General features: G+C 67.9%; 13 protein-coding genes. 7 read left to right on the top strand and 6 right to left on the bottom strand.

Annotated elements, in window-relative coordinates; genetic code table 11:
* The first annotated feature begins 450 nt into the window (after positions 1 to 450).
* Complete coding sequence (locus ACN5KJ_RS19835) at positions 451 to 855, top strand: hypothetical protein (RefSeq protein WP_418595864.1); 405 nt, start codon at positions 451 to 453, stop codon at positions 853 to 855.
* Between the two features lie 24 nt (positions 856 to 879).
* The gene (locus ACN5KJ_RS19830) at positions 880 to 3,471 is read left to right on the top strand and encodes a M10 family metallopeptidase C-terminal domain-containing protein (protein ID WP_418595862.1); all 2,592 of its coding nucleotides are present in this window, start codon (positions 880 to 882) and stop codon (positions 3,469 to 3,471) included.
* A 137-nt stretch (positions 3,472 to 3,608) separates the two neighbouring features.
* On the opposite strand, the gene ACN5KJ_RS19825 is transcribed toward ACN5KJ_RS19830, so the two are convergent.
* The 3 genes from ACN5KJ_RS19825 to ACN5KJ_RS19815 form a co-directional block, all read right to left on the bottom strand.
* The gene (locus tag ACN5KJ_RS19825) at positions 3,609 to 6,944 is read right to left on the bottom strand and encodes a calcium-binding protein (protein WP_418595860.1); all 3,336 of its coding nucleotides are present in this window, start codon (positions 6,942 to 6,944) and stop codon (positions 3,609 to 3,611) included.
* Between the two features lie 116 nt (positions 6,945 to 7,060).
* Complete coding sequence (locus ACN5KJ_RS19820; protein WP_347168100.1) at positions 7,061 to 7,720, bottom strand: ABC transporter ATP-binding protein; 660 nt, start codon at positions 7,718 to 7,720, stop codon at positions 7,061 to 7,063.
* Positions 7,721 to 7,727: 7 nt separating this feature from the next.
* A complete protein-coding gene (locus ACN5KJ_RS19815; RefSeq protein WP_418595858.1) occupies positions 7,728 to 8,864 on the bottom strand; it encodes a sugar transporter in 1,137 nt (378 codons plus the stop codon).
* 319 nt (positions 8,865 to 9,183) lie between these two features.
* On the opposite strand from ACN5KJ_RS19815, the gene ACN5KJ_RS19810 reads away from it, so the two are divergent.
* Complete coding sequence (locus ACN5KJ_RS19810) at positions 9,184 to 10,032, top strand: ABC transporter permease (RefSeq protein WP_418595906.1); 849 nt, start codon at positions 9,184 to 9,186, stop codon at positions 10,030 to 10,032.
* On the opposite strand, the gene ACN5KJ_RS19805 is transcribed toward ACN5KJ_RS19810, so the two are convergent.
* From ACN5KJ_RS19805 to ACN5KJ_RS19795, 3 genes are all read right to left on the bottom strand, one after another.
* The gene (locus tag ACN5KJ_RS19805) at positions 9,985 to 11,004 is read right to left on the bottom strand and encodes a glycosyltransferase (RefSeq protein WP_418595856.1); all 1,020 of its coding nucleotides are present in this window, start codon (positions 11,002 to 11,004) and stop codon (positions 9,985 to 9,987) included. The genes ACN5KJ_RS19810 and ACN5KJ_RS19805 overlap by 48 nt on opposite strands.
* 83 nt (positions 11,005 to 11,087) lie before the next feature.
* The gene (galE, locus tag ACN5KJ_RS19800; protein ID WP_418595855.1) at positions 11,088 to 12,062 is read right to left on the bottom strand and encodes a UDP-glucose 4-epimerase GalE; all 975 of its coding nucleotides are present in this window, start codon (positions 12,060 to 12,062) and stop codon (positions 11,088 to 11,090) included.
* Between the two features lie 97 nt (positions 12,063 to 12,159).
* Positions 12,160 to 13,176, bottom strand: coding sequence for a replication initiator protein A (locus tag ACN5KJ_RS19795; protein WP_418595853.1), 1,017 nt, complete (start codon positions 13,174 to 13,176; stop codon positions 12,160 to 12,162).
* 414 nt (positions 13,177 to 13,590) lie between these two features.
* On the opposite strand from ACN5KJ_RS19795, the gene ACN5KJ_RS19790 reads away from it, so the two are divergent.
* From ACN5KJ_RS19790 to ACN5KJ_RS19775, 4 genes are all read left to right on the top strand, one after another.
* On the top strand, positions 13,591 to 15,003 hold the full coding sequence (locus tag ACN5KJ_RS19790; RefSeq protein ID WP_418595852.1) for an AAA family ATPase: 1,413 nt from the start codon (positions 13,591 to 13,593) through the stop codon (positions 15,001 to 15,003).
* A gap of 93 nt (positions 15,004 to 15,096) precedes the next feature.
* Entirely contained in the window at positions 15,097 to 16,107 is a 1,011-nt protein-coding gene (locus ACN5KJ_RS19785) for a ParB/RepB/Spo0J family partition protein (protein WP_418595850.1), read from the top strand.
* Between the two features lie 141 nt (positions 16,108 to 16,248).
* Complete coding sequence (locus ACN5KJ_RS19780) at positions 16,249 to 16,947, top strand: hypothetical protein (protein WP_418595848.1); 699 nt, start codon at positions 16,249 to 16,251, stop codon at positions 16,945 to 16,947.
* On the top strand, positions 16,934 to 17,938 hold the full coding sequence (locus ACN5KJ_RS19775) for a hypothetical protein (protein ID WP_418595847.1): 1,005 nt from the start codon (positions 16,934 to 16,936) through the stop codon (positions 17,936 to 17,938). Before ACN5KJ_RS19780 ends, ACN5KJ_RS19775 begins: the two co-directional genes overlap by 14 nt.
* The last annotated feature ends 111 nt before the right edge of the window (positions 17,939 to 18,049 follow it).

The raw sequence follows: 18,049 nt of genomic DNA, 5'->3' as shown, positions 1-18,049 counted from the left end.
TGGTGTCCGTCCCTGCGCGGCTTATGCTATGCCCCGGGCCGCTCACCGACCAGGGCGTCAAAACAAAATATGTATAGACCTCATGAGCCTACAGGGGCCGCGGCGCCCCCTGCAAGCCTCGGCGCTCCCGGCGCCCTTGTCATCTCCCGACACCGCCCCTGCCCCCCGGAACCCGACACCGCCCCCCCCCGCCGGACCCGGCACAGGACCCGGCATCGGGCGCAGGCCCTCCCCCTTGCGCGCCCGTCGGCGGCCTCTCCCGCGCCGGGCCGGGCCGCTTGACCGGAGGCGGTCCAGAGACCTGCCCGGGCGCTGCAAAAACGTTTCTGGATATGGCAAAACCGGGATAAGGTCCTGCTGACCCCAACAGGCCGCGCGCCACCGGCCCCAGGACGCGGCAGAGACCCCATGTTCGCTTTGCGTATGATCAGTGTCGGATTTTGCCTTGCCATGACCCTTCCCGGGAATGCCTCTGCCAGCAGCCCCGACAGAACCGTGGTCCGCCTGCACTGCGCCCCCGAAAACCTGAGCCCGGCCCTGCGCCAACCCCTGTGCCAGCAGCTGCTGCAGGGGCTGATGCAGGTCGTCCCCCGCGCCGCGCCGCGGCTGGTGGCGCAGGACCAGTGGCAGCCCCGCCGCGCCGGGGATATCTCTGTCCGCCTCGCGCTGTCTGCCGGTGCGGGCCGGCTGCTGTGGCAGCAGGGCCCGGACGGGGCGCTGCGGACCGGACCGGAGGTTCCCCGTCCTGCGGCGGTTTCCCCGCAGGCCGGGACGATCGGGGCCTTCGCCGATAGCCTGGCCATCTCCATCCGCCCCATGCTGGCCCGGAGCCTGCCAGGCAGGACTTTGCCGTAAGATTTCGATAGAGGTACGATTTTCATGTGCAATATCTGCCTGCTGACACAGAACTTCGACCCGCGGCGCCACGCCCCGGGCGCCCCGGCCTTTGCCAATATCACCGAAACCCACGACGCTGCGGAAAGCACATCGACCACCTATTCGATGACCCCCGGCGACACGTTTTACGGCACCATTTCCAATGCCGATGACGAGGATTGGATCCGCATCGCGCTGACCGCCGGGACGACCTACGAGATCTCCCATGCCGGCATTGGGCTCAGCGACCCCTACCTGCGCATCTACGATGCCTCGGGCAACCAGATCGCCTATGACGACGATGGCGGGGATGGCTATGACGCCCTGCTGTCCTTCACCCCCACGACCGGCGGCACCTATTACATCTCGGCCGATGCCTATGGGTCCGATACCGGCAGCTATGCGCTCTCGGTCTCCGAAGCCGCGCCGCCTCCGCCGCCCGCCGGCGGGGAGGGGACGCTGGCCCAGCTGGCCCGCTACCTGCAGGAAGGGGCCGAGGGGATTTCCCGCACCTTCGATACCAGCCTGTCGACCATGATCACCGTCAACCTGAGCGGGCTGACGACCGAGGGGCGGCAGCTGGCCCGCTGGGCGATGGAGGCCTGGGAAATGGTGGTGAACCTCGATTTCGTCGAGGTGTCCTCGGGGGAGATGATCACGGTCGACGACGAGGACAGCGGCGCCTTCGCCTATTACCCCAACTCCGGCTCCACCAGCATCGCGGAGGGAGACAATACCAACGGCGTCGAACTGAATATCGCGCAGGACTGGCTGCCCGCCTATGGCACCACGCTCGACAGCTATTCCTTCCGGACCTTCGTCCATGAATTCGGCCATACCATCGGGTTGCATCACCTGGGGGATTACGACGCCTCGCAGGGGGCCATCACCTATGAAAACAGCGCCTATTTCAGCAATGACAGCTGGCAGATCTCGGCGATGTCCTATTTCAGCCAGACGGACAACACCTCGATCAATGCCTCCTACGCCTATACCAGCGGGGCGATGATGGCCGACATCCTGGCCATCCAGGACTTTTACGGCCCGCCGGATGCCAACAGCGCCACGGCCGGGGACACCATCTATGGGCAGGGGTCCAATCTGGGCAATTACATGGACCAGATCTTTGCCTGGTTCGCCACCGGTGCAACCTCTGCAAACGTGACGGGCAACCCGATGGCCTTTACGGTCTATGACCGGGACGGGATCGACAGCTTCGACTTTTCCTTCATGACCGAGGCCGCGCGCCTGGACATGCGGGTGAGGCAGTTTTCCGACTTCGGCAGTGCCATCGGCATCATGGGCATCGCCCATAACACCATCATCGAACACGCGATCACCGGGTCGGGCAACGATACGGTGACGGGCAATGTCGCGGCCAACCGGATCACCACCAACGGGGGGCATGATCTGGTCCTTGGCGGCGACGGCCATGACACCGTGCATGCCGGTGAGGGCAGTGACACCGTCCATGGCGGCAACGGGCGCGACCTGGTCTTTCTCAACCAGGGCGACGATGTCTTCCACGACAACGCCCAGGGCGGCGCGCTGGGGCGCGATACGGTCTGGGCCGGGCTCGGCGACGATACGATCGAGGGCGGCAACGGCGATGACCTGTTCCATGGCCAGGAGGGCAACGACCTGATCCATGGCCGGCTGGGCAACGACCTGATCTTCGGCGGAGACCAGTCCGATACCGTGCATGCCGGCGAGGGCAGAGATACGGTCCATGGCGGCAACGGGCGCGATCTGGTCTATCTCAACCAGGGCAACGATGTCTTTCACGACAATGCCCAGGGCGGCGCGCTGGGGCGCGATACGGTCTGGGCCGGGCTTGGCGACGATACGATCGAGGGCGGAAACGGCGATGACCTGTTCCACGGCGAGGCCGGGGCTGACCTGATCCATGGCCGCCTTGGCAACGACCTGATCTTCGGCGGCGATCAGTCCGATACCGTGCATGCCGGCGAGGGCAGTGACACCGTCCATGGCGGCAACGGGCGCGACCTGGTCTTTCTCAACCAGGGCAACGATGTCTTCCACGACAATGCGCAGGGCGGGGACCTGGGGCGCGACACGGTCTGGGCCGGGCTCGGCAACGACACGATCGAGGGCGGCAACGGTGGGGATCTGTTCCACGGCCAGCAGGGCAACGACCTGATCTATGGCCGCTTGGGCAATGACAGCCTCTATGGTGGCGATCAGTCCGACACGATCCACGGCGGCGAGGGCAACGACTTGATCTATGGCGGCAATGGCCAGGACCGGATTTACATGGGCGGGGGCAACGACCGCTACATCGACACCGGCCAGGGCGGCGATCTTGGCCGCGACACGATCACCGGGGGACCGGGCGAGGACAGCTTTGTCTTCGGGCCGGTGATCTCGCAGGATGTGATCACGGATTTCACCCTCGGCGTGGACGAGCTGGCGCTCGCCTCGGGCCTTGTCGGCGCCTTGAGCGCGGCGCAGGTGGCCGACGCCGCCTCGGTGACCGATACCGGTGTGCTGCTCGACTTTGGCGCGGGACAGTCGATCCTGCTGCTGGGGCTGAGCCATACCCGGGGGCTGGCCGAGGATATCGACATCTTCTGAGGCCCGCTGTCTGCTTTCGGGGCCGGGCCGGGGCCTAGGGACCGGGCCCCGCAGCCTTTGCTGGGCAGGCATGCAGAGGGCGCCCGAAAGGGCGGTCTTGCCGTCCCGCCCCGATGCCCGGCCCGCAAGATCCCGGCCTACAGGATCTGGAAATCCCCCCAGTCAACGCCGGACAGATCCTCGGCCGACTGCAGGATCGCCATGGCCGCCCCCTCCCAGGACACCGTGACCTCGTTCGCGGCGGCCTCATAGGCAAAGGTCAGCCCCCCCGCCCCGGTCTCCCCGGTCAGTACGAAGAGATCCTGCCCCGGGGTGAAATCGGTCACCACATCGGTCCCGGCCTGGCCTGTGACAAAGACAAAGCGATCCGCCCCATCGTCCCCGGTCAGCCGATCGCTGCCGCCGCCGCCATGCAGCGTATCGCGCCCCGCGCCGCCGCTCAGGCTGTCATTGCCCAAGCGGCCATGGATCAGGTCGTTGCCCTGCTGGCCGTGGAACAGATCCCCGCCGTTGCCGCCCTGGATCGTATCGTCGCCGAACCCGGCAAAGACCGTGTCGCGCCCCAGCGCGCCGCCCTGGGCATTGTCGTGGAAAACATCGTTTCCCTGGTTGAGATAGACCAGGTCGCGCCCGTTGCCGCCATGGACCGTATCGCTGCCCTCGCCGGCATGCACGGTATCGAACTGATCGCCGCCAAAGATCAGGTCGTTGCCAAGGCGGCCATGGATCAGGTCAGCCCCGGCCTCGCCGTGGAACAGGTCATCGCCGTTGCCGCCCTCGATCGTATCGTCGCCAAGCCCGGCAAAGACCGTGTCCCGGCCCAGGTCCCCGCCCTGCGCATTGTCGTGGAAAACGTCGTTGCCCTGGTTGAGATAGACCAGATCGCGCCCGTTGCCGCCATGGACCGTATCGCTGCCCTCGCCGGCATGCACGGTATCGAACTGATCGCCGCCGAAGATCAGGTCGTTGCCAAGGCGACCATGGATCAGGTCGTTGCCCTGCTGGCCATGGAACAGATCCCCGCCGTTGCCGCCCTCGATCGTGTCGTCGCCGAACCCGGCCCAGACCGTATCGCGCCCCGGATCACCGCCCTGGGCGTTGTCGTGGAAGACATCGTCGCCCTGGTTCAGAAAGACCAGGTCGCGCCCGTTGCCGCCATGGACGCTGTCCTGCCCCTCGCCCCCAAGGATCCGGTCATGGCCGTCGCCGCCGAAGATCAGGTCGTTGCCCGGGGCGCCGTCCAGGGTGTCATTGCCGCCGCCCCCCTCCAGCCGGTCATGGTGGTCCCCGCCATGCAGGCTGTCATTGCCCTCGCCCCCGAACAGGCTGTCATTGCCCAGCCCGCCCCGGATCGTGTCCGCGCCCGCCTCGCCGTAAAAGAGATCCCGGCCCATATCGCCCATGATCCGGTCGCTGCCCTCCCCGCCGAACACCGTATCGTTGCCCAGATCGCCCCCCTGGGCCGTATCCAGATAGACATCGTCCCCCTGCCCCAGCCAGGCCAGGTCCCGTCCCAGCCCGCCATCGACCGTGTCATGACCCGCCCCGCCCTGCAGCGTATCGAACTGGGCGCCGCCGAACAGCTGGTCATCCCCCGCATCGCCCTGCAGCAGATCCTCTCCCTCGCCACCCCAGAGACTGTCCTGGCCTGCCCCCCCGGCGATCACATCGCGCCCGCCCTCGCCATGGACCGCGTCGGAGGCCCCGCTTTCCGTCTCGCCCGCCGCGAAGGTATCGTTGCCCGCGCCCAGCCAGGCCAGATCCCGACCGGCGCCGCCGACCACCATGTCCGCGCCCCCGCGCCCGTGCAGCGTGTCGTGACCCTCGCCGCCCTCCAGGCGATCGTCGCCCGCCCCGCCGCGCAGCGCGTCCGGCCCGTCGAACCCCAGCAGCACCGCCCCGCCCTCCGGGGCCTGCAGCCGGTCCGCGCCGGCGCCGCCGCGGATCACCTCGGTCAGGATCAGCGGCGGGCGGTCGACCGTCCAGTCCAGCGCCGCCAGGACCTGGGCCTGGCTCAGGGGGCGACCGTCCGCACTGCGCAATTCCAGGCTGTCGCCACTGCCCCAGCTGATCTCGGCCCCCCAGGGGCGCTGGGTGATGGTCAGCCGGTCGGGCCCGTAGAGCATGGGCACATGGGACAGGTCGATGCGGTCCTCCCCGGCGGTGAAATCGGTGATCACCTCCCGCGCCCCATCCGCCACCAGCACAAAGCTGTCGCGCCCGGCCCCGCCGGTCAGCCGGTCCGCGCCCGCGCCGTCGATCAGCATATCCGCACCGGCCCCGCCGATCAGCGTATTGGCACCGGAGCCGCCTTCCAGCAGGTCGTCCCCGCCGGTCCCGGACAGCCTGCCGCTCTGCTGGAAAGCGGTGATCCCCTGCCCGGACAGATCATAGCCGAGCTGAACCAGCCCGTATCCGGTTTCACTGGCCGCCAGGATCGCCAGGCTGTCGCCGACCGCGGCCATCTCCAGGGCCGAGATCGACCCCAAACCGCTGCCCGGGGTCTCTTCTATCGTATCCAGATGCAGCAGCCGCCCGCCCGGCGACAGGGCAAACAGACTCAGCCCGCCATCCGCGCCGCCCGCCAGCACATAGGCGCGGCCCTCTGACTGGGCCGTGGCCAGCCCGGTGGCATGGCCGAACCGCGTCCCGTGACTGTCGAGGATATGATCGGTGATCCTCAGGTGGCCATCCTCTCCGATGGCCATCACGCTCAGGGCCGCGCCCGCCCCGTTGGCGGCCGCCGAAAGCACCACCCCATGGGCCACGCCCCCCAGCAGCACCGTCTCAAGCGCCAGGGGTTCGTCCTGCAGCCCCAGACCGTTCTCGGCGTTCAGGGTTTCCACCAGGCGCGGGGCCCCGCTGGCCGGATCGAGGGCAAACACGGTGATCCCCCCGCCCTCCCGCGAGAGCGTCAGCAACAGGTCGGCCCCGGCGCGGTCCGTCAGCCCGGCCATGGCCACGATCCCGCCCAGCCGGTCGGCCGCCGCCCCGGACAGCGCCGCGCCCGCGTCGAAGGCCGCGCCGGTCGGAACCTCCCTGTGCCAGATCAGCCCGCTGTCCTCGGAGGCGGCGTAGAGCACCCCGTTCAGGCTCAGCGCCAGGGCCCGGTCGAGACCGCCCTCGACGGTGACCTCCGCCTCGGTGAACCGGCCGGTGTCGCTGTCGATCACGCGGCCCTGCAGGGTGCCGTCGCCGCGACAGCCCGTCAGCGCCACCAGCCCCGCCCGGGTGTCGATCAGCGACAGGCCAAAACTGCCGATATCGGCGGCGCCGCGCCCGTGCGGCAGTTCATGCAGCAGCCGCGCCGCGCCGGACTCGGTGATGCGCACCGACATCAGCCCCCCGCCGGAACCGCCGGCCGCCAGGAAGATCGCCCCGCCCTCGCCCGACAGGGTCGTCATCTCGCGGATGTCGCGATGCAGGGCGTTCTCCGCCTCGAGAAGACGGCCGTTCCAGGTCAGCTCTGCCATGTGTCACCTCTGCGCTGTCCCGTGGGAATGCGCGCGGCGCCGGGCAGGCAGAGGGATGCAAAGAGGGCGACTTTGAGACGCTTGCGGCCAATTTGGCGCGTCTTCGATGCAAGCGGTCAGCCGGCCTGCATCAGGGTCTGGTGATAGGCGATGCCCTGCTCCAGATCCTCGAAGTAGCGGATCTGCCCCTGCTCCAGCACGATGGCCGCGTCGCAGAAGGCCCGGACATCGCCCATCGAGTGGCTCACCAGGATCGCGCCGCTGCGCTGCATGCGGTCGGCAAAGACCGCGCGGCTCTTGCGCTTGAAGGCGGCGTCCCCCACGGCGGTCACCTCGTCCACCAGGTAGGTGTCGAAATGGATCCCCATGGAGGCCCCGAAGGTCAGCCGCGATTTCATGCCCGACGAATAGGTCCGCACCGGCATGTGGAAATGCTTGCCGATATCGGCGAAATCCTCGACGAAATCGGCCAGGGCGTCGGTATCGACCCCGTAGATGCGCGCCAGGAAGCGCACGTTCTGCGCCCCGGTCATCTCGCCATGGAACGAGCCGCCAAAGGCCACGGGCCAGGACACGGTGCCGCTGTGGACGATGCGCCCGCTGTCCGGCGCCAGCGAGCCGGCGATCATCTCCATCAGGGTCGATTTCCCCGCCCCGTTGCGCCCCAGCAGCGCCAGCGACTTGCCCGGGGGCAGGGTGATGTTGAGATTGTCGACCACCACCTTCTGGCTGCCGCGGACCCAGAAACTCTTGCTCAGGTTCTCGAAGCGGATCATCGGCCGCCTACTGCCGGTCGCGGATCGAGTAATAGACCAGGGCCCCCACACCCCAGAGCAGGGTCAGGAAGAGGAAGGTCAGCCCGACCAGGACGAAGCGGCGCGGGAATTCCGAGGTCTCGGGCTCCGTCGGCTGGATGAAGGTGGCCAGATAGCGGCTTTGACGGGTGGCGTTGGAGCGCGCCAGCTCTACCGCGGCAAGCGCCTGGCGATAGGTTTCCTCGGCGAATTCGCGATCCACCATCAGGCTTTCGTATTCCGCCAGCAGGACGGGATAATCCTCGGCCACGGTGCTGGTGGGATCGGAGCCGGTGAAATTGTTCCGCTCGCTCTGAATGCGTTCCTGGATCACCTCGATCCGGCGCCGGGCCTGGGTCAGGCGCGGGTCGTTCGGGCTGTCGGAATCCCGCAGCAGATCGTATTCGATCAGCGCTTCGGCCAGCTGCTGCTGCAGGTTGGTCATGACGCCCATGCGGCCCTGCAGATCCGCCTCGGGATCGACGATCTGGGTGCTGGAGCGGAACCGCGTCATGGCCTCGCGCGCGGTTTTCAGCCGCTCCACGGCGGTGTCGAGATCCGCCAGCGAATAGCGCATGGCATCGGCCCGCGCCGCATCGTTGAGCCCGTTGATCATCTCCTGGCTCTGGGTCAGGATTTCCTGTGCGATCGCCCGGGCCATGTCGGGATCGAAGGCCAGGACCTGCACTTCGATCAAGCCGGTGCCCTGGTCGAAGGAGATCCGCACCATGCGCTGCCAGTATTCCAGCAGATCCTCGATGCTGGCATCGGGCCAGAGCGAGAACACCGGGTCGACCTGCATGACCCCATGCCCCGCGACGCCGGGCCAGTACTGGGCATAATGGCCGCGGATGTCGAGCCGGGCATCCACTTCCGAGACCAGGCGCTGGCTCTGGACGAACTCGTAAAGCACGTCGCCGTCCGAAGACACCGAGCTGCCCATGAATTGCGCCAGACCGCTCAGGCTCGAGGCGGCGGAATTGCCCTCGTCCTGACGCACGACGAAGCCGGTGGTCGAGCGGTACTGATCCTGCGCAAAGAGCGCCAGGTAGCCCGTGGCCAGCATCACCGGGATCAGCACGACGGCCAGGAAGCTGAACAGCAGTTTCCAGTGCCGCGGGCGCATCTGCGCCGCCGGGGCGACCGGCTGGATCGCGACGGGCGGACCGCCGGGCTTTTGCGGCTTGCCCGGGCCCGGTGCGTTTGCGTTTCCGGGCCCTTTCCCGGGCCCCTGCCCCGGACCGCCGGGCTTGCTCTGGCCCGGGCCCTGTCCGGGCGCCGGCCTGTTCGGCACGGGATGTGCCGCCGCGCTCTGCTGCGGCCCTGCCTTGATTTCGCTGCCCATGAGTCCGAACCCCTGATCCGACACTTCTTATTGCCGCCGAACCTAGTTAAAGACGGGCGGGAATGCACGTCCTTACCGAACCAGAAGCCCCGGTGTGAGCATGTCCGACATCTCTTCTTCGCGCCCAGGACAAGACGCACCCGCGGTCCCGCCGCCGGTGGCCCGCGCGCCCCGGCGCCACAGCTGGGCCTCGGGCCGGGTCATCCTGGCCCTGATGCTGCGCGAGATGTCGACCCGCTATGGCCGCTCGCCGGGCGGCTACCTCTGGGCCTTCCTGGAACCGATCGGCGGTATCCTCGTGCTGGCGATCGGCTTCTCGCTGCTGATCCGCACACCGCCCCTGGGGTCCAGCTTCATCCTGTTCTTCGCAACCGGGATGCTGCCCTTCACGCTCTATCAGAACATCGCCCTGGCGGTGGCCGGCGCCATCGGCTTTTCCAAGGGGCTGCTGAGATATCCGATCGTGACCTGGGTGGATTCCATGATCGCCCGCTTCACGCTGAACGCGCTGACCAGCCTGCTCATCACCTTCATCGTGCTGCTCGGGCTGCTCGAGATGACGCAGACCCGGGTGATCATCGACATCGGGCCGATCCTGCTGGCCCTGTCGCTGGCGACGGGCCTCGGGCTGGGGATCGGCGCGCTGAACTGCGCCCTGCAGGGCATGATCGTGCCCTGGCCGATGATCTGGTCGGTCATCACCCGCCCGCTGTTCATCGTCTCCGGCATCATGATCATGTACGAAGACCTGCCCGAAGTGGCCCAGAACTTCGTCTGGTACGTGCCCCAGATGCATATCGCGGGCATCATGCGCAGCGGCTTCTACCCCAACTACAGCCCCGCTTACGTCAGCATCCCCTATGTCCTGGGCTTCTCCCTGGCGGCGCTCTGCCTGGGGCTGCTACTGCTTGGGCGCTTCCACCGCGACATCCTCAACAACGGTCGCTAGGGCCACCACCTCGGCGTGGGATCGGCTGAGATCGCGGCGCAGCCCGTCGCGGATCGCCGCCCGCATCACCCGTTTGAACACCGCCCGGTCGCCGCCGTAGTGGCGCGCCTTGCGCCACCATTTCGGCAGGATCAGCAGCAGCGCGGGCCAGAAGAACACCCCGGCGGCGCGGCGGTAGACCAGCAGCAGGTTGCGGTGGTTGTAATAGGCCTTCCAGAGCGGGCGGAACCGCTGAACCGGGCCCTGCAGCGACTTGAAGTCATGCTCGAAGCGCAGCCCCGGCACGAAGGCGATCCGCAGGCCCCGCTCGCGCATGCGCAGGCTGTAAAGCACGTCATCGCCGTAGATGAAGACCGCCGCATCCGGGTAGCCGGTCCGCTCGATGGCCCCGCGCGACACGAAAAGCCCCACGAAGGACCCGATGTCGACCTCGCGGATCTCGGCGCTTTCATAGGCCTCGGCGGTCAGGTGAAAGCCGTCCCGCGCCTTGCCGGTGAACACGCCCAGAACGGTGTCGAGGAAGGCCCGGCCATGCCAGAAGGGATTCACCGAGGGGCGGTTGATGTCGCAGATCCTCCCGTTCGGATGATAGACCGCCGCCGCCAGCGCGTCCCAGCCGCCCCGGTCCATGGCGTGAAAAGCCGCCAGGGCGCCCGGCTCGGGGCGGGCGTCGTCATCCATCACCAGCACCCAGTCGGGCGGGATGTCCCGTGCCATGGCATGGCGCATGCCCGCCTCGAACCCCCCGGCGCCGCCGCCGTTGACCGCCAGGCGCAGGACATCCAGACGCGGATCGGACTGCGCGGCCAGCCAGGCCGCGGTTCCGTCGTCCGAGGCATTGTCGACCACCACCAGCCCGTCCAGATCGGCCGCGGGGCTGTCCAGCAGCCGGCCGACGGTCGTTTTCAGGTGATCAAGCCGGTTGTGGGTGACGACGACGGCAACCAGGCGCGGCGCGGGATTGGGGGACACGGGCAGGCAGTCTTTCGGAATGCGTCCCGGTCGGCGACCGGGACCAGGATCAATCGGGCCGGGTCGCGCGCCCGGCCGGCATCTCAGAACCCGTCGGATCCATGCCAGCGATGCGCATCGCGCAGCATCTGGGGCATGGTCGAGCGGTCGGGCGTCCAACCCAGCCGGGTCCGGGCCTTGTCCGATCCGCAGACCAGGCGCACCGCATCGCCGGCGCGGCGGGGGCCTTCCTGCATCGGCACCGGGCCATTGGTCACGCTGGCGGCGGCGGCCACCACTTCGCGCACGGAAAAGCCGGCCCCCGTGCCCAGGCAGAACACCTCGGAGGATTTGCCCGCGATCAGCCATTCCAGCCCGGCCACATGGGCCTCGACCAGGTCGCTGACATGCACGTAATCGCGGATGCAGGTGCCATCGGGCGTGTCGTAATCCGTGCCGAAGATGGTCAGGGCGCCCCGCGTCCCCGCCACCGCCTGCAGGATCAGCGGCACCAGATGGGTTTCGGGGTCATGGGCCTCGCCGACCTCGGCCTGGGGATCGGCGCCGGCCACGTTGAAGTAGCGGAAGATCACGTGGTTCAGGCCCTTGGGCGCGAAATCCCGCAGCATCTGCTCGATCGCCAGCTTGGAGCCGCCATAGGCATTGATCGGGCGCTGCTCGGTGGTCTCGTCCAGCACCACGCCGTCCTGGTCGCCATAGGTCGCGCAGGTCGAGGAGAAGATGAACTTGTCGATGCCCGCCGCCAGCGCCGCCTCGATCAGGTTCAGGGCGCCCATCACGTTCTCGCGCCAGTAGCGGGCCGGGTCCTGCATGGATTCCCCGACCTGGCTGAGGGCCGCGAAATGCATCACCGCGATCGGCTGGTATTCGGCCAGCGCCGCGTCGATCGCGGCGCGCTCCATCAGGTCGCCCACGACCAGCGGGCCGAACTTGACCGCCGCCCGGTGACCGGTGCTGAGATTGTCGAAGACCACGGGCGTATAGCCGGCCTGCGCCAGCGCCTTGCACGCGTGGGCCCCGATATAGCCGGCGCCGCCAGTCACAAGTACGTTTGCCATGCTTACTCCTGTTGTCCCGGGTCATGTGGCACGCTTCACCGGATCAGACAACCGCCAGAACAGCCGGGCACCGGATCCGCCAACCCGGTAAGGCGGCCTACCGCTGGCCGAGGGATTTCACGAAGCCCAGAAAGGCCGCATCCGCGCTGCGCAGCCGCGGCTGGCCGCTGCGCTGCCAATAGCTCTGCCAGTCGGCCACAAGCGCATAGACATCCGCGCCGGGGCGCAGCGCCCGCGCGGCTTCCAGCGCCCGGGGCGAGGGACCGGGAAGCGCCCCCGGCTCCAGCACCGCGTCGCGGGGCGTCACGCGGATGATGTCGCCGGGTTCCTCGCTCAGGTGGTAATCGGGCATCTGGCCGGCCGCGATGATGTCGCGGACCATCTTGCGGAACACCCGGCGCGGGGAATTGGAGCCCGACTTCTTCAGCAGCGTCTCGACCGAGACCTGCCAGCTGCGCTGGCGCCCGCAATGCTTGCGCGCCAGTTCGTAGATGCGCCGCTCCAGCGGTTTGCGCAGCCGGAAGTAATCGCGGTTCAGCGTCAGCACCGATTTCGCCAGCACCGCCCGGTACAGCCAGTCCGACAGGGTCACCGCCACGGACACCATGCGCCCGCCCCGGGTCTTGCGCACGATCTCCCAGCTTTCGATCAGGCCGAAACCGGTCGTCACCTCGATCGGGTCCTCCCGGGGGCCGGTCGCGATATTGGTGGTGATCCGCGTGCCCGCCAGCCGCTCGAAGGCATCCTTGAGCCGGCGATAGGCATCCCCGCTGGTTTCCCGGTTGGTCGCCACCATCAGGTCATGCGCCTTGAGCACCAGCCGCCGCGAGGTGGCGCGCCCGGCATTCACCGCCGCCATCAGCTGGCTGACGCAGAAGATCAGGATGTCCTTGTCGTGGATCGTCGCCAGCCCCCGCACCGACGGGGTCACGGTGATCTCGACGTCGTTGTGGGCATAGTTCAGGATGCGCCGGTCGGGCCGCGTCGCCAGCGAGAAGATCGGGTGCTCCATGCTGGCCAGATCGCTTTTGGGCACGACATCGAAGATGTCGCACAGAAAGAAATCCCCATTGGGATGATGATGCGGGGCCAATGCCCCCTGCCCGCCTGCCATGCTGCCCCCGCTGGTCCCCGGGACCGCTCTGGGGCGGCTTGCGGGAATCGTGGTTTCAATGACACCCAGAGTGGCCTTATCCACAGGCCCCTGTCCAGCCTGAGAGCCGCCGCGGATCGGGGGTTCAGAGTCGGCACGACGTGGTTTCAGAGTCGCCCTATCGGGGGTTCAGAGTCGCCAAGCCCCTGTGAAAGGCGGATTTCTGCTTTTAAAACAGCAAGAAGACCAGGGCAGCATCAGCCCTTAACTATCAAATAACAGAATTTAACACTGGAATTTTTTTCCGACCGGCCCCAGCCTGCCCTCCAAGACCCCCCGTATTTGCTGAGAAAATCACCGGGTGGATACGAATATCGTTCCATGTACGCCCTTTTGTGGTATGTCCCGGTAAACGCAGTACATCGGGCAGGTTTCATGGATCATCCCCCCTATTTCTCCATCGCGCCGGACCGCGCCCGGGCCGAGCTTGGCGCCCCCGCCGGCACCCGGAGCTTCCTGTCCATTTCCGAGGCCTGCGCCCGTGGCATGGGCGATCTGGCCTCTCGCGGGATCGGCGAAGAGGGGCGCAAGTCGCTGCGGCTGTTTTCGACCTGGGAAATCACCAAGTATCTGATCCCCGTGGCCCAGGCCCATTTCCGCCGGGTGCTGCGCGCCAACCCCGAGCTGCCCCAGGGCCGGTCGGAAACCGAGGGCGGGGCCAAGTGGTTCACCCTGGACGAGGTGCTGCGGCTGCGGGCCTTTTTTGCCGCCGAAGGCTCCAAGTCCAAGGAATACCTGCCCTACCGTCCCCCGGGGCTGCCCGCCAAGATGGTCGCGGTGGCCAATTTCAAGGGTGGGGTCGGCAAGACCTCGACCGCGGCGCATCTGGCCATGTCGGCGGCGCTGGACGGCTACCGGGTGCTGGTGATCGACCTGGACAGCCAGGGCTCGATGACAAGCATCTTCGGCGGCAAGGTGCAGGACGAATGGCAGACGGTCTTCCCGCTTCTGGCGCGCCATTACGCCGACCACATGCAGGGCGAGAACCGCGCGCGGGTGTCGCGCGGCGACCCGCCGCTGCCGCTGGACGAGGCGCTGAACGACGCGCGCGGCATCACCGCCGGCGACCTGATCCAGAACACCCACTGGCCCAATATCGACCTGATTGGCGCCCAGCTGAACCTCTATTGGGCCGAGTTCCAGATCCCGGTCTGGCGCATGGCCGGGCGCGGCTGGAAGCTGTGGGATGCGCTGACCGACCGGCTAGAGGCGGACGGGGTGCTGGGGCAATACGACGTGATCTTCCTCGATACGCCCCCCGCGCTTGGCTATCTGACGATCAATGGGCTGGCGGCGGCCGATATCCTGCTGGTGCCCCTGGGGGCCTCTTTCCTCGAGTTCGATTCCACCGGGCGGTTCTTCGACATGCTGCATGCCACCTTCTCCTCGATCGAGGAGGGCGAGAACATCGCCGCCCGAGCCCTGGGGCAGCCCGAGCTGTCCTTCGAATGGGATGCGGTGCGCGCGGTGATCACCCGGTTCGACGGCACCCAGCAGGCCGAGATGGCGGCGCTGATGCAGGCCTACCTGGGGCCCACCCTGTCGCCGCACCGCCAGGATTTCACCGCGCTGATCGGCCAGGCCGGCGAAAGCGTGAACGGCATCTACGAGGCCGATTACCGCGACTTCAACCGCGAGACCTATGCCCGTGGCCGCGAGACCTTCGACGAGACCTATGCCGCCTTCAAGAAGCTGCTGATCGGGGCCTGGGCGCGCGATGCCGCCGAAGCGCAGGCCGAGGCGGCGGCGGCGCAGCCCGGGGCCGAAACCGGGGTGGCGGCAAGATGATCCGCCCCGCCGCCTGCCCCATCCCCCTGTCCCCTGCCCGCCTCGGCCTGCGCGGGATACATGTTTTCTCAACCCCTCTCGCAGGAGGCTGACATGGCCAAACGCAAACGTCTTGCCGCGCCGGACCTTGCCCGGATCGCCACACCGGAGAGTGATGCCGTGGAGCTGCCCCCGGGCCCTGCGCCCGACCAGATGCGCCGGCGCGCCCCGATTGCCGATGTGGCCAGCCAGGCCGCCACGACGGCGGCGCTGGAAACCGTGGCCGGGGAAATGCAGGCCGCCCGGGACGAGGGGCGGCTGGTGCAGAAGATCCCGCTCGATGCCATCGACGCGGCCCATATGATCCGCGACCGGATCGCCATCGACCCCGAAGAGATGGCCACGCTCGAAGCCTCGCTTCTGGCGCGCGGCCAGCAGACACCCATCGAGGTGGTCGAAACAGCGCCGGGCCACTACGGGCTGATTTCGGGCTGGCGCCGGCTCAGCGCGCTGCGCAGCCTGGCGCAGCGCGGCGCCGGGCCGGGCAGCGTGCTGGCCCTGATCCGGCGGCCCGAGACCGCCTCGGATGCCTATGTCGCCATGGTCGAGGAAAACGAGATCCGTGTCGGGCTGAGCTATTTCGAACGCGCCAGCATCGTCGCGGGGGCCGTGCGCGAAGGTGTGTTTCGCGACGAAAAAGAGGCCCTGAACAGCCTGTTTTCCGCCGCCTCCCGTGCCAAGCGGTCTAAGATCAAGAGCTTCCTGCCCGTGGTCGGGGCCCTGGGCGCCTGGATCCGCCACCCCGCCGCGCTGACCGAACGGCTGGGGCTTGCGGTATCCGCCCGGCTGCAGGCGGATCCGGACTGGGGACGGCGGCTGCAGGACCGGCTGCGCAAGGCCGATCCGGCCACCCCCGAAGAAGAAGGCGCGCTGTTCCTGAAGGCCCTGAACAGCGGCCCGGGGAGGGAAGAGACCGCACCCGCCCCCGCGCCACCCGCGCCAAGGCCCCCTGCCCCGGCCATCTCGCTGAGCCGCAGCAAGGGCGCGCTGCGCCTGTCCGGGCCGGCGGTGAGCGAGGAGCTGCTGGATGCCATCGAGGCGCTGGTGCGCGACTGGACGGGCTAGGCGGGCCGTCGGCCCTGCTTTATGCAGGGGACCCGATGAGCACCGGTTTTTGGTCTTCTATTCGAATACATAAAATAAAGGGAAATGGATTTGTATCTGCCTCTCTCTGTGAGCGGTCCGGGGGCTGCGGGGATACGCCAGTTGCACCGGGATCATTGCCTGATGGTTCTGGGGATGCATCGCAGCGGCACCAGTGCCCTGACCGGCGTCCTGCGTCAAAGCGGTCTGTACCTGGGGGCGGCGCTGGACAGCGCCATCCCCCTCAATCCCACCGGCCTGCAGGAGGCGCCCTCGGTGCTGCACATGCACGAGGACCTGCTGAACGCAAACGGCGGCTGCTGGCATGCGCCGCCCGACCGGGTGACCTGGGGCAAGCTGCATTGCGCGGTGCGCGATCTCTTCATCGAATCCCGCATCGGCACCGGACTCTGGGGGTTCAAGGATCCCCGCACGCTGCTGGTCATCGACGGCTGGATCGAGGTTCTGCCGCGCTGGTCGGCGATCGGCATCTTCCGCGCGCCCCAGGCGGTGACGCGCTCTCTCATGGCGCGCAACGGACTGGAAGAGGCCGCCTGTCACCGGCTCTGGCATGCCTACAACAGCCGGCTTCTGCGCCTGCACAGGCTGTATGACATTCCCCTGATCGCGTTTCGCAGCGATGCCCAGGCGACCCGGGCCGATATCGCCCGGGTCCTGACCGATATGGGGCTGACCCCGGACACCGGGCTGCTGGACGGGGGCATTCCCAACCACGGCAGCGAGGCGGACGAGGACAGCGTTCCGGACGCCCTGCTGGGGCTCTGGCAGGATTTGCAGGCCGCGGCCCATGTCGCGGCATGAGCGGCTCTATACCCCGCTGACGACACGGCTGTTCCCGAAAGCGGGCGGCGCGGATCGCTACCGGATCAGCGGTCTGGCCGCGCGCTGCGACTGGGTGGTGCTGAGCGATACGCAGCCCCCCTGTCACAGCGGCGTCCGCAACCGGCTGACCGACACCCCGCGCCACATCTTCCTGTCGCTGCGAAACCCCTTTCACGCGATCCGCCATTTCGCGCAGGATGTGCTGCCGGGGCTCACCGCGCCCTTCATCCTGATCAGCGGTTCCGAAGACGCGACCCTGCCGCGCCAGACCGACCGGCGCTGGCGCCCCTTCGATGCCGAAGAACGGGCGCTGATCGCGCGGATCCTGGCCTCGCCGCTGCTGGTGCGCTGGTTCGTGGAGAACCTCGACGATCCCGCGGTGCCCAAGATGGTGCCGCTGCCGCTTGGCCGGGTCTTGCCGGAGGGGCAGGGGGCCGTGCCCCTGCCGGAGACCGGCCTGGCGCTGCCGGAGCGGCCCCTGCGGGTGCTCTGCGGGCATCGGCTGCGCCCGGGGCCGCAGTGGGAGACCCGGCGTCATGTGACCGACCTGGCCCGGGGTCCCTGGGCGGAGTTCACCACCCTGCTGCAGGAGGATCTCTCCGAACCCGATTTCCTGGCGCAGGTGGCCGGGCACAGTTTTGTCCTCTGCGTCGAGGGCGGCGGGGTCGATCCCTCGCCCAAGGCCTGGCAGGCGCTGGAGCAGGGGGCCATTCCGATCATCCGCTCGCACAGCCTGGCCGCCGCCTATGCCCGGCTGCCCGTGGTGATCGTCCCCGACTGGGCGCCCGGCCACATCACCCCCGCGGCGCTGGCCCTCTGGCGGGCGCAGCGGGCGCCGCAGTTCGCCGAAGGCCCCGCGCGGCAAAAGCTGCTGCACCGGCTCAGCCTGGACTTCTGGTGGGGCGAGATCCTGGCCGCCTGGGAAGAGGCGCAGGTGGACGGGGATGTTTCGCACGCGAAACAGTTTTAGTTAAATCATTGAAGTTAAACGATTAATTTCGGGGCCTCCCGGAATTGTTTCGCACCCCGGCCCCGGCTGCCGCTTTCCCCCGGTCCCCGGCTGCGATAGTTTTGCGTCAGT

The sequence above is a fragment of the Ponticoccus sp. (in: a-proteobacteria) genome (assembly GCF_048381735.1).
The sequence above is the reverse complement of the archived record's forward strand: the minus strand, read 5'-3'. Positions and strand labels throughout refer to the sequence as shown.

Excerpts from the sequence above, each read along its gene's own strand:
- ACN5KJ_RS19835 (WP_418595864.1), top strand. The coding sequence starts at position 451 with ATGACCCTTCCCGGGAATGCCTCTGCCAGCAGCCCCGACAGAACCGTG.
- ACN5KJ_RS19830 (WP_418595862.1), top strand. The coding sequence starts at position 880 with ATGTGCAATATCTGCCTGCTGACACAGAACTTCGACCCGCGGCGCCAC.
- ACN5KJ_RS19825 (WP_418595860.1), bottom strand. The coding sequence starts at position 6,944 with ATGGCAGAGCTGACCTGGAACGGCCGTCTTCTCGAGGCGGAGAACGCC.
- ACN5KJ_RS19820 (WP_347168100.1), bottom strand. The coding sequence starts at position 7,720 with ATGATCCGCTTCGAGAACCTGAGCAAGAGTTTCTGGGTCCGCGGCAGC.
- ACN5KJ_RS19815 (WP_418595858.1), bottom strand. The coding sequence starts at position 8,864 with ATGCGCCCGCGGCACTGGAAACTGCTGTTCAGCTTCCTGGCCGTCGTG.
- ACN5KJ_RS19810 (WP_418595906.1), top strand. The coding sequence starts at position 9,184 with ATGTCCGACATCTCTTCTTCGCGCCCAGGACAAGACGCACCCGCGGTC.
- galE (WP_418595855.1), bottom strand. The coding sequence starts at position 12,062 with ATGGCAAACGTACTTGTGACTGGCGGCGCCGGCTATATCGGGGCCCAC.
- ACN5KJ_RS19795 (WP_418595853.1), bottom strand. The coding sequence starts at position 13,176 with ATGGCAGGCGGGCAGGGGGCATTGGCCCCGCATCATCATCCCAATGGG.
- ACN5KJ_RS19790 (WP_418595852.1), top strand. The coding sequence starts at position 13,591 with ATGGATCATCCCCCCTATTTCTCCATCGCGCCGGACCGCGCCCGGGCC.
- ACN5KJ_RS19785 (WP_418595850.1), top strand. The coding sequence starts at position 15,097 with ATGGCCAAACGCAAACGTCTTGCCGCGCCGGACCTTGCCCGGATCGCC.
- ACN5KJ_RS19775 (WP_418595847.1), top strand. The coding sequence starts at position 16,934 with ATGTCGCGGCATGAGCGGCTCTATACCCCGCTGACGACACGGCTGTTC.